The sequence below is a fragment of the Streptomyces sp. 8N114 genome, from assembly GCF_052245835.1.
Lineage (GTDB): Bacteria > Actinomycetota > Actinomycetes > Streptomycetales > Streptomycetaceae > Streptomyces.
The window spans coordinates 1-14,941 of record NZ_JBQQBT010000013.1 but is presented as its reverse complement, the minus strand read 5'-3'; the positions used below and the strand labels follow the sequence as shown (position 1 = coordinate 14,941).

General features: G+C 68.7%; 7 protein-coding genes. 4 read left to right on the top strand and 3 right to left on the bottom strand.

Features of this window, described 5'->3' with window-relative positions; all coding sequences use genetic code 11:
- Nucleotides 1-111 precede the first annotated feature (111 nt).
- The 4 genes from ACTWQF_RS24000 (at nucleotide 112) to ACTWQF_RS23985 (ending at nucleotide 4,704) form a co-directional block, all read left to right on the top strand.
- A complete protein-coding gene (locus tag ACTWQF_RS24000; protein ID WP_443281712.1) occupies nucleotides 112-930 on the top strand; it encodes a VOC family protein in 819 nt (272 codons plus the stop codon).
- 127 nt (nucleotides 931-1,057) lie between these two features.
- A complete protein-coding gene (locus ACTWQF_RS23995) occupies nucleotides 1,058-1,807 on the top strand; it encodes an MIP/aquaporin family protein (RefSeq protein WP_443281711.1) in 750 nt (249 codons plus the stop codon).
- Between the two features lie 305 nt (nucleotides 1,808-2,112).
- Complete coding sequence (locus ACTWQF_RS23990) at nucleotides 2,113-3,996, top strand: bifunctional metallophosphatase/5'-nucleotidase (protein ID WP_443281710.1); 1,884 nt, start codon at nucleotides 2,113-2,115, stop codon at nucleotides 3,994-3,996.
- A gap of 144 nt (nucleotides 3,997-4,140) precedes the next feature.
- Nucleotides 4,141-4,704, top strand: coding sequence for a hypothetical protein (locus ACTWQF_RS23985; protein ID WP_443281709.1), 564 nt, complete (start codon nucleotides 4,141-4,143; stop codon nucleotides 4,702-4,704).
- A 117-nt stretch (nucleotides 4,705-4,821) separates the two neighbouring features.
- Here ACTWQF_RS23985 and ACTWQF_RS23980 read toward each other — a convergent pair whose 3' ends face one another.
- From ACTWQF_RS23980 to ACTWQF_RS23970, 3 genes are all read right to left on the bottom strand, one after another.
- Nucleotides 4,822-5,043 (bottom strand): MbtH family protein, encoded by a 222-nt coding sequence (locus ACTWQF_RS23980; protein WP_443281708.1) that lies wholly within the window; start codon nucleotides 5,041-5,043, stop codon nucleotides 4,822-4,824.
- 192 nt (nucleotides 5,044-5,235) lie between these two features.
- A complete protein-coding gene (locus tag ACTWQF_RS23975) occupies nucleotides 5,236-5,451 on the bottom strand; it encodes a ferredoxin (RefSeq protein ID WP_443281707.1) in 216 nt (71 codons plus the stop codon).
- On the bottom strand, nucleotides 5,448-14,941 hold a 9,494-nt coding region (locus tag ACTWQF_RS23970; RefSeq protein ID WP_443281706.1), incomplete at its 5' end, for an amino acid adenylation domain-containing protein. The genes ACTWQF_RS23970 and ACTWQF_RS23975, both read right to left, overlap by 4 nt.

The window sequence follows — 14,941 nt, the reverse complement described above, 5'->3', positions numbered from 1 at the left end:
TCCTCCGACGCCCCCAACTCGCCCGTCAATGCGTACAGTTCGACAATGTCGTACGGCGGGTCCGTTCCGTCCGGCCGCTACCCGGCGGCCCGCCGAGGGAGGAGAGCACCGGTGCCCGAGCCCATGTCCTACGCCCCGGGAGCGCTTTGCTGGGCCGATCTGCGCACCCCCGACCCATCCGCGTCCGAGCACTTCTACACGGCCGTACTGGGGTGGGGGTATCTGCATGCGGGTTCGACGTACGACCACTACGGATACGCCACCTGGCAGCGGCACATGGTGGCCGGTATCGCACCGTTCGGGCCCGACTCCGAGGAGGACGGCGAGGAAGCGGCGAGCTGGATCGTCTTCTTCGCGACGGACGGCGCCGACGCGCTCGCCGACCGGGTGGCGGCGGCGGGCGGCGAGGTCACTCGCGGCCCCGTGGACTTCGGAGTGCTGGGGAGGTCCGTCGTGGCAGTGGATCCCGCGGGCGCGCATGTCGGCTTCTGGCAGCCCAGGGCACACATCGGAACGGGTCTCTTCCGCGAGCCGTCCGCACTGTGCTGGGCGGAGCTTGCCGTGCACGACACGGCGGAGGCAGACCGGTTCTACGAGGCCGTGCTGGGCCTGCGGGCCGCCGAGTACAGCGCCGCCGGTGAGGAGCACTACGCGGCGTTCCGGATGCCGGCCTCGCGGGCGGAGGCCCTGGGCGAGCCGGTGGCAGGCGAGCCGGTGGCGGGCCGCACCGTACTGGGCGCGGAACAGCAGGACGTGGAGCCCTTCTGGATGCCGTACTTCGGGACGCGCGACCCGGAGACAACCGCCGGGACGGCACTGCGGGAGGGAGCCACGGTGCTGTACGAGGGGAAGAACGGGGAGGGCCGCGGGCTCGCCGTCCTCCGCGATCCGCAGGGGGCGGTCTTCGCAGTCGTCGAACTCCCTGCGTGACTCCCGGTTTCTCGCCAGGAATTTCTTGGTCAGCAGGCTGGAGCAGGCCGCCGTACAGCAAGTAGGGTGCGCGCCCATCGCCGTCGAGAGAACGGTGTGTTGAGCCGCGACGTTGTGGAGGTAGCGGATGAGCGCGGGCTCGATCTTCTTGTGGGAACTACTCGGTACCGCGGTGCTGATCATGCTGGGTACCGGCGTTGTCGCCAACAACGTGCTGCGCAGGACGAACGGCAATGGCGGGGGTGTGCTGTTCGTCAACATCGGCTGGGGTTTCGCGGTCTTCACGGGCGCGAGCGTGGCGGCGCCCAGCGGGGCGCACCTCAACCCGGCCATCACGTTCGCCCTCGCCGTCGCCGACAAGACCGACTGGTCGGACGTGCCCATATACATACTCGCGCAGATGCTCGGCGGCATCCTCGGCGCGGTGCTGTGCTGGGCCACGTACAAGCTTCAGTTCGACGACCATGACGACCCCGCGGGGACGCTGGGCATCTTCTCGACGGCGCCGACGATCCGCAACAGCCTCTGGAACACGGTCACCGAGGTGCTGGGCACCTTCGTGCTGGTGGCGTTCGTGCTGTTCTCCCCCACGTTCAAGCCGGGCAACGGCGAGGGCGGCATCCCCGACTTCGGCAACGCGGCGCTGGGTTACGCGGGTGTCGCCTTCGTCGTGCTGGTGATCGGCACCTCGCTGGGCGGGCCGACGGGCTACGCCATCAACCCGGCGCGTGACCTCGGGCCGCGGATCGCCTATGCGTTCGTCCTGCCGATCAAGGGCAAGGGCAAGGCGGACTGGGCGTACTCCTGGGTGCCGGTTGCCGGCCCGATGATCGGCGGCGTGCTGGCGGCCCTGCTGTATCTGGCTTACCCCGCGTAGGCCCCTCCGGGGAGGGGGTGCCCCTTGGGGAGCGTTGCGGACTGCCGGTCCGTTGTGGCTGATCGCGCAGTTCCCCGCGCCCCTGACGGGGCGCGGTCTCTCCCCCTTGCTGTGCTTGGGCAGTCTGCTCCCCCAGCCCTCCATGCCGGGTGTGCAAGACCCGCCGGGCAAGCCAGGGACACTCCTACGGGTGGCTGGCGGGCGATCCGCCGGGTGGTGGGGTGGTGCGGGCGCTTTGATCAGTGCGGGTGGTGGGGTGCAAGCCCCACCACCCGGTCACTGTCCGCACGTGTGAAAGGCACCCCGTGCACGGAGCACCACCGCGCCCCCGCGCCCGCTTGCGCATCAGCGCTCGCCGCCGTCTCGCCCTGGCCGGGGCGAGCACGGTCCTTCTGCTGGTACCCGCCCTGTCGGCCGCCGCCGACGGCCCGTCCGGGGCCCGGCGGGGAGGGACGACGCCCGTCCAGCTCCTCGCCGTCAACGATCTGCACGGCAACCTGGATGCCGTGCCGGGCCCCGCCGGGGCCGTCCACCGGAACGGGCCGGGCGGCGAGCCGGAACAGGTGCAGGCCGGCGGGGTCTCACGGCTCGCCACCCTGCTGGATCGGGCACGGGCGAGCGCGAAAGGGGCGGAGTCGCTGACCGTCGCCGCGGGTGACATGATCGGCGGCAGTCCGCTGCTGTCGGCCGCGTTCCACGACGAGCCGACCGTCGATGCGCTGGAGACACTGGGACTGGACGTCACCTCGGTGGGCAACCACGAGTTCGACGAGGGGCCGGACGAGCTGCGCCGGATGGACGCGGGCGGCTGCCACCCGAAGGACGGCTGCGCCGACCCCGACCGGCCCTACGACGGCGCCGACTTCCCCTACCTCGCGGCGAACGTGCTGCCACGTACGGCCGAGAAGGCAGGGAAGGCAGGGAAGACAGGGAAGACAGGGAAGGCGGACAAGGCCGGAAGGGCAGCGGCCGCCGCGCGGAAGCCGATCCTGCCGCCGTACTGGATCAAGAAGTTGCCGAGTGGCGAGCGCATCGGTTTCATCGGGCTGACCACCAAGGACACCCCGTCGGTCGTGAGCGCCTCGATGACCGAGGACCTGGTCTTCGAGGACGAGGTCGAGACCATCGACAGGTACGCCGACGAACTGGACCGCAAGGGCGTCAAGGCGGTGGTGGCACTCGTGCACGAGGGCGCCCAGCCGCCCGCCAAGACGTACGACGCCACCTGCGGCAAGGACGGTGCCCCCGACCGGCTCGACGGGCGCATCCAGGGGATCGCCGAGAATACGTCGCCGAAGGTGGATCTGTTCGTGACGGGGCACTCGCACGAGCCCTACGAATGCAGTGTCAAGGATCCGGCGGGGCAGCCGCGGCTGGTCACGCAGTCGGCGTCGTTCGGCCGCACCTTCACCGACCTGCGCTTCGACATCGACCGGGAGACCGGTGACGTGGTGCGCTCCTCGGCCCGCGCCGAAGGCCATGTCGTCACCACCGACACGCCCAAGCAGCCGAGGGTGGACCGCGTCATCGAGAAGTGGCGCGCCCGCTCGGCCGACATGGCGAACGAACCGGTCGGCTATATCTCCGACGACATCCCCGGCCGGGGCGCGCCGGATCCGGAGACCCCGCTCGGCGATCTGCTCACCGACGCCCAGGTGGCGGCCACCCGCGAAGCGGGCGCCGAGCTGACGCTGCTCAACTGGGGCGGCGTGCGCTCCGATCTGACCTATCGCGCCTCCGGCAAGGAGGGCGACGGTGTGGTGACGTACGGCGAAGCCTTCCAGGTGCAGCCCTTCGACAATCCGCTGGTGACGATGACGCTCTCCGGGAAACAGCTGCTCGCTGTGCTGCGGCAGCAGTTCTCCGGGGCGAACGAGGGCTATCCGCAGGTGTTGCAGATCTCCGACGAGCTGCGGTTCGACGTCGACAAGTCGCGCACGGGTGCCGACCGGCTGCTGGCGGACACCGTGCGGGTGAACGGCAAGCCGGTGGACGAGTCGCGCAGCTACCGGGTGACGGTCAACGACTTCCTCTCCCAGGGCGGCAACGGCTTCAGCATGCTGAAGGAGGGCACCGACCGGCAGTCCGTCACACGTGACCTGGACGCGTTCACCAGCTACCTCAAGAACCATTCCTCCCCCGAGAAGCCCATCGCGCCACCCAAGGCGGACCGCATCACCTGGCGCTGAGCAAGCACTGCGCCGCAAGGCTCCCGGCCGCCGAGAGGCTCCCCGTCACCGGTCCCCGGCCCGTGGCGGAGGGCCCGGCTACGGTAATGGCGCCCGCCGCGCTCCTCGCGGCGGGTCCGCCATTCCCCGCGAGGAGCCCGCAACGTGAGAGCCGCACGCCTGGTCACCGAAGTCCTTCAGCCCCGCAACGCGCTGCTCGCGGGGCTGACCGGGCTGGGGGTCGCGGCGGCAGGGAACTGGACGGGCGCGCCGTGGGGACTGTTCGCGGCGCTGTGCGCGGGCATCGTGCCGGCCTCGTACATCGAGTGGGAGCGCAGGCGCGGCACCTGGGGCGACCGGCATGTGGTCGACCGCACGCAGCGGCTGCCGATCTTCCTGGTGATCCTCGGATCGGTGGGGCTGGGAGCGCTGGTGATAGTGCTGGGGCGGGCGCCGCACGACATTTTGATCGCGATGGTGGCGCTGTGGGCAATGACTGTGGGCCTGCTGGCGGTGAACACCGTCTGGAAGATCAGCGTGGACGCGGCGGTGGCCGCCGCCATGGTGGCGATGCTCGCCGTGGTGCACTCGCCGTGGTGGCTGGCCGCCGGCGGCCCGCTGGTGGTGGCCGTGTGCTGGTCACGGATCGCGCTGACGTACCACACGGTGGCGCAGACGGCCGCGGGTGCCACGCTCGGGCTGGTCACTGCAGGCGCCTGGCTGGTGTGAGAGCGCGTCAGCCGGCCGGCGCCGGGAGCAGCGCGATACGGCCCACAAGCGTGCGGCAGCAAGCTGCCACGGGCTTCCGCCCGAGTGATCGGGCGACGAACGAACCCATCGCTCTCCCTACTTCGACTCCATCTTCTCGACCAGGCTCCGGGGCCGAAGATCGGTCCAGTGCGTCTCGATGTATTCCAGGCAGACCTGCCGGGTGTCTTCGGGGTGCGCCACGTGCCACCCGGCAGGCACATCGACGAACGACGGCCACAGGGAGTGCTGGTTCTCGTCGTTGACCAGGACGAGGAAGCTGCCGTTCTCATCGTCGAAGGGGTTCGTCGAGCTGCTCATCACATGCCTCCCGGTGATCTGTCGAAATGCGCAACGTCCGATCGACGGGCGTGGTTCTCGTCGTGCCCGCATCCCCCTTCCCGGACCTCCTCCGCCATTGGCGGACGAGGCGGCTCGACGCTATTTCCCTGGCGATCGAGCGACAAGCCCTGCGGCCACAAGCTGCCATAGGTGCGGGCAGGGATGGCCTGTTCAGGTCTCGACCACGCGGATGGCTTCGACCGGGCAGCGGGCAGCGGCTTGGCGGATGTCCGGATGCAGTTCGAGTTCCGGTGCTTCGTCGACCAGTCGCACCACCCCGTCGTCGTCCTGGTCGAACACGTCGGGCGCGGCGAGTACGCACTGTCCGGCACCGATGCAGACCTTCGGCTGCACCGTGACGCGCAAGCCGTCGCGTTCCGCCGTCACCGCGCCCGTCCCCCGGTGCCGGGCAGCCGGTCGAGCCGGTCGGCCACCACCGGCCCGATGCGGGAAAGCGCCTTGGGCAGCATCAGATGGTCATGCCCGCTGTCGACCTCGTGCACCTCGATCCGCCCGTCGACGAACGGCTGCCACGCCCTCGATGTACGCCACGGTCCGCTGCCGCCGCTCCCCGGTTCACCGGTGGCGATGAACAGCAGCAGGTCACCGTGGAACCGACCGGGCCGGTACTCCCTGAGGGCTCGGCCGTGGCGCTCGTGGCTTCGGCAGAGGCGGTCGAGGATCTCGTCGTCGAGGGCGAATCCGCTTGGCCCGCCGCGTGCGGCACCGAGGACCTCGATGAACATATCGCGGACGTCGCGGGGTGCTGCGGCCGGTAGTTCGGGTTGGCCGGTGGGCTGCGGGAACGCGTCGAGCACCGCGAGCAGCTCGACCTCATCACCTTCTTCCTCGATCGTCGTCGCGATGGCGTGCGCCACGATGCCGCCGAACGACCAACCGACCAGCCGGTACGGGCCGGTCGGCTGCACAGCCCGGATGCGCGCCAGGTAGTCCGACGCCATCTCCTCGACACAGGTGGGCGCGGAACGGCCGTCGAAGAGATCAGGAGCCTGCAACCCGTAGACCGGCTGCTCGGGGCCGAGGTGCGGCAGGAGCCCGGCGTACGGCCAGCTGATCCCGCCTGCCGGGTGGACGCAGAACAGTGGCCGGCTGCTTCCGGTCGCGCGCAGTGGGAGGAGAGCGTCCAGACCGCTGCCGGCCTCGTCCGAATCCAGGCGGCGGCTCAGCTCGGCCACGGTCGGTGCCGAGAACAGCGCTCCCACGCCCAGTTGCACGCCGAAAACGCTCCGGATGGAGGTCACCAGGCGAGTAGCCAGCAAGGAGTGCCCTCCGAGCTCGAAGAAGCTCTCGTCGACGCCGACGTGCTCGACGCCCAGGGCCTGGCCGAACAGCTCGCACAGTACCTCTTCGGTTCGCGTGCTCGGCGCCCTCGCCCCGGCCTCGCGCGTGAACTCGGGCGCCGGGAGGCTCTTGCCGTCCAGCTTTCCGTTCGCCGTGACCGGCAAGGCGTCCAAGGTCACGACGGCGGCGGGCACCATGTACGCGGGCAGGCGCTCTCGTGCGAACCGCCGGACATCGTCGGCGTCGACCTCCGTGCCCGTTTCGGGCACCACGTAGGCCGCCAGTAGTTTGTCGCCGGGCCGGTCCTCGCGGACGACCACCGCAGCGCGTGCGACTGCGGGGTGTCCGGAGAGGGTGTTCTCGATGTCGCCTGGTTCGATGCGGAATCCGCGCACCTTCAGCTGATCGTCAGCCCGCGCCACGTACTCCAGTTCGCCACTGTGGTTCCACCGCACGAGATCCCCCGTCCGGTACATCCGCGAACCGGCCGGGCCGAGCGGGTCGGCCACGAAGCGTTCCGCGGTCAGCCCCGGGCGCTGCCAGTACCCGCGTGCCAGTCCTTCGCCGCTCACGTACAGCTCCCCGATCACGCCCGGCGGGGTCGGTCGCAGCCACCGATCGAGCACGCGCAGCTGCGTGTTGGCGATCGGTCGGCCGATCGATGGTGGTCGCGTGGCATCGCACCAGGCCAGCGTCGACCAGACAGTGGTCTCGGTCGGGCCGTACAGGTTCCCGACCCGGCCGCCCCGCGCGCGCATGTCGGCGGCGAGGTCCGCAGGCAGCGGTTCGCCGCCGGAGAGCATCGTCAGTTCCCCGGCCTCCGCGCCGCAGGACCCGATCAGCACCTGCCACAGCGAGGGCGTCGCCTGCACGATCGAGATTCGCTCCTGTTCGACCAACCCGGTCAGCAGCGCGGGATCGCGCATCGCCTCCTCGTCGGCGACCACGACGGTGCCGCCCGCCAGCAGTGGGCCGAGCAGTTCCAGCACGGCAATGTCGAAGGCGAGCGTCGTGACGGCCAGCCAGCGGTCCGAGGCGTCGAGCCCTACGGCCTGTCCCATCGCGAGCAGCAGATTCCGCAGGGCGGACTCGGGCACCGCCACGCCCTTGGGCCTGCCGGTGGAGCCGGAGGTGTAGATCAGGTACGCGGGGTGCGACGGATGCGGCTCGACGGGGAGAACCTCGTCGGTGAGGTCGGTTGCGGGGAGCCTGTCGATCGCCTCGCGGACCGCACCGTCGTCCAGCAAGACCTGCGCGCACGAGGTGCCGAGGCGCGGGGCGGTGGCGGTCGTGGTGAGTACGAGGAGGGGATCGGCGTCGTCGAGCACGTGAGCGATGCGTTCCGCGGGGTGTGCCGGATCGATCGGCAGATATGCGCCGCCTGTCTTCAGCGTGGCGAGCAGTGCGACCAGCATCTCCGCCGAGCGCGGTATCGCCAGGGCGACGACTCGCTCCGGTCCCGCCCCACGGCCTATGAGATAGCGGGCGAGCCGATTGGCACGCGCGTTCAACTCCGCGTAGGTCAGCCGCCCCTCGCCGGAGACGACCGCCTCGCCTTTCGGAGACCTGCCGACCTGGGCCTCGAACAAGGCGGGCACCGACAAGGACGGCAGGGCGACCGGGGCGCCGTTCCACTCCCCCAGCAGCTGTTCCCGTTCGACGGCGGTAACCGCATCGACGGTGTCCACCGCCCGGTCCGGCATTTCGACGACCATCCGCAGCAGCGCGTGCAGCCTGTCGAGCATGGTCTCGGCGGCCGGCTGGTCGAAGACGTCCGACCGATGGTCCAGATGCAGTTGCAGCCGCTCCCCCTGCACGACGACGAGGCTGAGCGGGTAGTGCGTGCCGGCGTGGCTGTGCGCGTCGCGAACCCGCAGCCCACCGCCTGCCTCTTCGAGGGTTTCCCGGTCGACCGGGAAGTTCTCGAACAGCACCAGGCTGTCGAACAGTGCGCTGTGGCCGGTCATCCGCTGGATGTCGTTGAGCCCCATGTGCTCGAACGGCGCCATCCGCAACTGATCTTCCTGCACCCTGGACAGCAGGTCCGCAACGGGCTCGTCGGGGGTGAGACGGACGCGGACCGGCAGGGTGTTGATGAACAGACCGACCATGTCCTCGATCCCCGCCACCTCGGGTGGGCGTCCCGCGACGGTCGCGCCGAAGACCACGTCATCGCTGCCGGTCAGCCGGCCCAGCAGCAACGCCCACGCGCCACGCACCAGCGTGTTGAGCGTCCAGCCGCGCTCCCGCGCAAGAGCCTCCAGAGGCTCGGTCAGTTCCGGCGGCAGTTCGCGGGAAACCCGGTGGCGTCGGCACTGCGCCTGGACGACTTCCGCTTTCGGCGCGATGCGGGTCGGCGCCGGCAAGCCGCGCAGCATTCCTTGCCATGCGGCTGCGGCCCGCTGCCGGTCCTGCGCGGCTTGCCACGCCAGGAACTGCCTATACGGAGTGGGCTGCGGTAGCCCGTCCACGCCGTTGTGTTCGTAGATGTGGAACAGATCGCGGAGCAGCACCGGCATCGACCACCCGTCCAGTAGCAGGTGGTGGTGCGTAAGCGCCAAGAGGTGAGCCTCTTCGCCGAGCCGGAACAGCACGAACCGCAGCAGCGGGGGCCTGGCCGGGTCGAACCGTTGCGACCGTTCCTCGGCCAGCAGACGTGCCGCTTCGGCTCGCTGCTCGTCGTCACTGAGGTGCCGGAGGTCGACTTCCCGCCAGGGCAGGATCACGGAGGCGGGAACGACCTGGACCGGCCGTTCGACGCCGTCGAACCAGAAGCCGGCGCGGAGGTTCGAGTGGCGCTCCAGCAGGGATTCCGCTGCGTCCCGCAGCGCCCCGCGATCCATCGGCCCGACCAGTTCCAGGGACAGCTGGAGCACGTAGTCGTCGAGGTCGCGCGCGTCGTACAGCGCGTGGAACAGCAGCCCTTCTTGCAGCGGGGTGACCGGCAGGACCTCGTCCGCTCCCCCGTGCCGCGCGTACTCGGCCCGCACCCGGGCGAGTTGCTCCGCGGTGAGGTCGGCCGCAGGTGCTCGCGCTTCCGTTGCCGCGAGCACGGGCGGGTCCCGCAACTCGGCTGCCTCGGCCAACGCGGCAACGGACTTGTACTGGAACACGTCTCGCACCGTGATCGTCAGCCCGGCCGCCTGGGCCCGGTTGACAAGCTTCACGGAAGAAATGCTGTCGCCACCCAGGTCGAAGAAGTTGTCGTCCACGCCGACGGCCGTGATGTCGAGCACCTTCCCGAACAGATCGCACAGTCGGGCTTCGAGTGGTGTCCGAGGGCCGCGCTCCGTGACGGATTTCGTGAAGTCCGGTTTGGGGAGCGCTTTCCGGTTCAGCTTCCCGCTCGCCGTCATCGGTAGGCGGTCCAGCTCCACCACGGCCGACGGCACCATGAACTCCGGCAACCGCAAACGCACGAACTCCCGCAGCCGACCGCCATCCACCTCGGCGCCCGAAGCCGACACGACGTAAGCAACAACACGCCGGTCGCCCGGCTGGTCCTCGCGCACCACCACCGCCGCCTCGGACACCGCCGCATGTCCGGTCAACGCGTTCTCGATCTCCGCAGGCTCGATCCGGAAACCCCGCACCTTCACCTGATCATCAGCACGCCCCACGAACTCCAGCACGCCGTCCCGGTTCCACCGCACCAAATCCCCGGTCCGATACATCCGCGACCCCGCCGGACCGAACGGATCCGCCACAAACCGCTCCGCACTCAACCCAGCACGACCCCAGTACCCCCGAGCCAAACCCACACCCGCCACATACAACTCCCCCACCACACCCGGAGGAACCACACCCAACCGGCCGTCCAGCACATAGACCCGCGTGTTGGCAACCGGACGACCGACCCTGACCGGGCCGCCCTCGGCCTCCCAGAACAGGCTGTCCGCGCTGGCCTCGGAGGAGCCGTACAAGTTGAGCAACAGCGAATCCGGCAGGACATCGCGGTGGCGCTCGGCGAGAGCGCCGGGCAGGGCCTCACCGCTGGTCACCCAGCAGCGCACCGACGACAGGGACCTGGAGAAGGTGTCGTCCAGCAGCAGTCGGAGCAGGCTCGGGACCACGGTCACCCGCTCCACCTCGTACTCCGAGACCAACCGCACCAGGCCGGCGGGGTCTCGCAGGACGTCGTCCCCCGCCAGTACGACCTTGCCTCCGTACAGCAAGGTGCCCAGCACTTCGGTAGCGCTGTCCAGGAAGCTCAGCGAGCTGCGAGCGAGGACCGTCGAGGACTGCCACTGCGGGTACCGACTGCTGAACCATTTCCAGCGGTTCGCAAGTCCGGCGTGCAGCCCGACGACGCCCTTGGGCACACCCGTCGAACCGGAGGTGTAGATGACATACGCCGGATGCTGCGACGTCAGCGCAGCCGTCCGCTCGGCGTCCGTGACGTTGGCGGACGACGCTGACGGCTGGCCTTCTCGATTCGCCGGATCGTCGATCAGCAGGCTGGTGGCATCGGTGCTCGGCAGCTCGGACAGCCCCGCCGAGGTCGTCACTACGACCGCAGGCTCGGCGTCGGCGAGCATGAACTCGATCCGGTCGGCCGGGTATGCCGGGTCGATCGGCAGGTAGGCGCCACCGGCCTTCAGCACGGCCAGAACCGCGACCACCATGTCCACCGAGCGGGGCAGCGCCAGTGCCACGACCCGCTCCGGGCCCACGCCGAGCCGTATGAGGTGGTGCGCGAGCTCGTTCGCGCGAGCATTCAGGTCGCGGTAGGTCACCTCGGTGCCTTCGAACACGAGCGCATCGGCGTCCGGAGTGCCCGCCACCTGCTTTTCGAACAGATCCGGCAGCACCGGCGACGGCGGCAGCGGCATCGCCGTGTCGTTCCAGGAGGTCAGCAGCCTCTGCCGCTCGGTGGCATCCACCAGGCCGATGCTGCCGATGCTGCGGTCAGGGTCGTCGACCGCCGTCTCCAGCAGGCTGCGGAACCGGGCCAGGAGGTCTTCCACGGTAGGGCGTTCGAAGATGTCGGTGTTGTACTCGACGGTCAGCGAGATCCCCTCCGAGTGCGCGCCTTCGCTGACACTGATCAGCAGGTCGACTCGGGATGCACCGACGCTGGCCGGCATCAGCCGACCATTCGTGTCCGGCAGGCTCAACTCGGTGTCCAGCGCGTCCTGCAGCGTGAGCATCACCTGGAACAGCGGGTGGTGCGCCAGGGTCCGGGTCGGGTTCAGCACGTCGACGAGCTGCTCGAACGGCACGTCCTGGTTGTCGTAAGCCCTCAGATCGGTGTCGCGGGCGCGCCCGACGAGCTGGCGGAACGTCGGGTCGCCGGAGGAATCGACCCGGAGAACGAGGGTGTTCACGAAGAACCCGACGAGATCGTCCAACGCCTCGTCGGTGCGGCCTGCGACGACGGAGCCGATGACCACGTCCTCTCCGGCGTCCTCTCCGGCGTTGAGCCGGGTGAGCAGAGCCACCAATCCGGCGTGGAGCACCATGAACAAGCTCGCGTCGCCGGACTTGGCCACCTGACGCAGACGTGCGCAGAGCTCGGAAGGCCACTCGACGACCAGCGTGTCCCCCCTGTGCGAGGCAACCGCCGGACGTGGTCGGTCGGTGGGCAACGGCAATTGTTCAGGCGCCCCGTCCAATTTCCGCCGCCAATAGGCGAGCTGCCGGGAAATCAGGCTGTCCGGGTCTTCCTCGCTGCCGAGGAATTCGTGCTGCCACAACGTGTAATCCGCATACTGCACCGGCAACGGCACCCAATCCGGCCCCACACCCTCACAACGCGCCCGGTAGGCGTCACAAAGATCCCGCCACAACGGCCGCAAAGACCACCCGTCAGCGGCAATATGGTGCACCACCAACACCAGCACCCGCTCGGTCGGCGAGACCACCAACAGGCTGGTCCGGACCGGCAACTCATCACCGAGCTCGAACCGGTGCCGCACCGACCCGGCCACCGCCTCATCCACCCGCCCCGCCTCAACACGGGTGACGGTCAGGCCCGGCCACACACCTCCCAGCTCATCGCACGGCACCACTTTCTGGCACGGCACCCCGTCGATTTCGTCGAAGACGGTCCGCAAGCTCTCATGCCGAGCCACGACATCATCCAATGCCGACGCCAGCGCGTCCTCATCCACCTCACCCTCCAACCCCACCACCAACGGAATGTTGTACGTCGCCGACGGCCCCTCCAACCGATACAAAAACCACAACCGAAGCTGCGCAAACGACAACGGCAACCGCTCCGGCCGCACCACCGGAACCACACCACCCCGAGCCCCACGCGCACCGGCTACACGCTCCGCCAACAACCCCGGCGACGGCGCATCAAACACCGCACTCACACCAAGCTCAACACCCAAAACCCCCCGAACACGCGACACCAAACGCGTCGCCAACAACGAATGCCCACCCAAATCAAAAAACCCATCATCCACACCGACACCCTCAACACCCAACACCTCAGAAAACAAACCACACAACACCACCTCCGCGTACGACCTCGGCGCCCGAGAAACCCCACCACCCGAAACCACCGGAACAGGCAACGCCCCCCGATCCAACTTCCCATTCACCGTCACTGGTAGGCGGTCCAGTTCCACCACGGCCGACGGCACCATGAACTCCGGCAACCGCGCACGCACAAACTCCCGAACCTCGCGCTCCCCCACGCCCGAACCCACCACATACGCCACCAGACCCCGCCCACCAGGCAGGTCCTCACGCACCACCACCGCCGCCTCGGACACCGCCGCATGCCCGGTCAACGCGTTCTCGATCTCTCCGGGCTCGATCCGGAAACCTCGCACCTTCACCTGATCATCAGCGCGCCCCACGAACTCCAGCACGCCGTCCCGGTTCCACCGCACCAAATCCCCGGTCCGATACATCCGCGACCCCGCCCGGCCAAACGGATCCGCCACAAACCGCTCAGCACTCAACCCAGCACGACCCCAATACCCCCGAGCCAAACCCACACCCGCCACATACAACTCCCCCACCACACCCGCGGGAACCACACCCAACCGGCCGTCCAATACATACACGTTCATGTTTGACAGCGGCCTGCCAATGGGCGGGACCGCAGAACCGGAAAGCTTTTCGGTCATCGTGAGGTAGACGGTCGCCTCAGTGGGCCCGTAGGCATTCACCATCAGCCGCCCTCCCGACCACCGGTCCACGAGTTCGCCAGGGCAGGGTTCGATTCCGGTGATCAGGACGCGCAGCGCGGGGAAATCCTCCTGGCGTGGAATGCTCGACAGCACCGTGGGGGACACGACAGCGTGGCTGATGCGCTCCTCAGCCAGGACCGCGGCCAACTCCGCGCCGACCAGCTTCCCCGTCCCGGGCACGACGAGCGCGCCTCCGGTCATGAGAGCCATGAGCAGCTCCATCACCATCACATCGAAACCGGGCGATGCCAATTGCAGCACTCGACTGCCGACACCGGCATCGAGCCGCTGCCGCTGCACTTCGGCGAGGTTGGCCATCGCGGCGTGCGGAACCACGACGCCTTTGGGAGTGCCGGTCGAACCAGAGGTGTAGATCACGTAGGCCGGCGACTCCGGCCTCAAGGATGCGCGTCGGTCGGTATCGGTCAGATCGTCGCTGCTGGTGACAACGAGTTGGCGCCGGAGCTCTGCGTCGTCCAGGAGGAGGACCGGAGTCCCCTCTGGCACCACGTGATCAGCGCTGGTGTCCGCTCCGATGACGACGGCGGGGTGCGCGTCTTCCAGGATGAACCGGATCCGGTCGGCCGGGTATGCAGGGTCGATCGGCAGATAGGCGCCACCGGCCTTCAACACAGCCAGGATCGCGACCACCATGTCCACCGAGCGGGGTAGCACCAGTGCCACGACCCGCTCCGGCCCCACGCCAAGCGCTACCAGGTGGTGCGCGAGTTGGTTTGCGCGGGTGTTGAGTTCGGCGTACGTGAGGTGAGTGCCGGCGTGTTCGAGTGCGGTGGCGTGGGGTGTCCTGTCCACTTGCTCCTGGAAGAGGTCGGGCAGCCGTGTGGGAGTGATGTCGGGCCTGTGGGTGTCGTTGCGCTCGACCAGCAGCTCGTGTTCTTCGTCCGCATCGAGGAGCTGGACACGGCCTAGACGCAGCTCGGGATCTTCCACCACCTGGCCCAGGAGACGAACTAGATAGCTGCCGAGCTGATACGCCGTCTCACGGTCGAAGAGGTCTTCGGAATACGTCAGCGACAGCTCCATGCCGGCCGGCGCCCCGCCAGTGCTCCGATACTCGTCGAACACGAACGACAGGTCGAACTTCGCCGGACTGAAATCATGGGAATACAAACCCCCCGTCGTGCCCGGCAACGCGAAATCATGCTCCTCCGCATTATTGAGAGCAAACGCCACCTGAAACAACGGATGCTGCGCCAACGACCGAATCGGATTGACCGCCTCCACCAAACGCTCAAACGGCACATCCTGATGCTCATACGCCGCAACATCGACCTCACGGACCCGACCGACCAGCTCACGGAACGTGGGATCACCCGAGGAATCCACCCGCAAGACAAGAGTGTTGACGAAAAACCCCGCCAAGTCCTCCAACGCGCTGTCGGTCCGCCCCGCAATCGGAGACCCGA

What these genes read in the sequence shown, in the direction of transcription:
- ACTWQF_RS23995 (WP_443281711.1), top strand. Translation starts at nt 1,058, where the DNA reads ATGAGCGCGGGCTCGATCTTCTTGTGGGAACTACTCGGTACCGCGGTG.
- ACTWQF_RS23980 (WP_443281708.1), bottom strand. Translation starts at nt 5,043, where the DNA reads ATGAGCAGCTCGACGAACCCCTTCGACGATGAGAACGGCAGCTTCCTC.